1 protein-coding gene is annotated in these 630 nt (G+C 39.2%); it reads left to right on the top strand.

Annotated features, from left to right (window positions below):
- Positions 1-135: 135 nt before the first annotated feature.
- Positions 136-630: hypothetical protein (locus BKH42_RS09660; protein ID WP_219349865.1), on the top strand; the 495-nt coding region annotated here is incomplete at its 3' end.

Below are 630 nucleotides of genomic sequence, written 5' to 3'. Positions count from 1 at the left end.
TTTGAATCTTCTGATGCATTATCTAGCCCCGCATCTGCTAGATCTACACCTCCAAGCTCCGCACCTTCATTCTTTAAAACCTTGTGTTCTATCAAAACCAAATCACTTGTTTTGAGTCTAGCTCTAGCTGGAGTGTTGTTCCCGCTTAGAGTTCAGGCCTACGATAAAGATTCAGGTAGCTGTGCTAGTACTGATGAGAATTGTGCTCAATACACTGTCAAAACTGATACAACTGGTGTTAAAAACTACGTACAAGTCTATAACATTCCTCCTTATTGGCCTAAGCATGGTGTTTCTTCCTTGCAGAACTTTGAGGGGGCTATCACTAGTGCAACCATAAATGGCTATAACATCAAAGCCCCTGTTCTTAGTTTTAGTACTACTTATCTTAATACAGCTCTTAATACCAAAAATTCTATCATTGATGCACTGGTAGTTGGGAATCCTGACATTACTGCCTATAACACCGTCTTCACTAAAGGCGTGGCACTCACTGGAAATATTGTTACTTCTATAAGTCTTTACAATAAGAGTGTGATGAATGGAGATATCCTGATCAATGCTGAAGCTAGTCGCTATATAACTGTAAATGATGGCTCCACTCTAAATGGAAACATCATCTTAAATACA

The organism is Helicobacter sp. 13S00482-2 (assembly GCF_002272795.1).
Taxonomy (GTDB): Bacteria; Campylobacterota; Campylobacteria; order Campylobacterales; family Helicobacteraceae; genus Helicobacter_J.
Note: the sequence above shows the minus strand (reverse complement) of the source record. Positions and strands in the feature narration are given on the sequence as shown.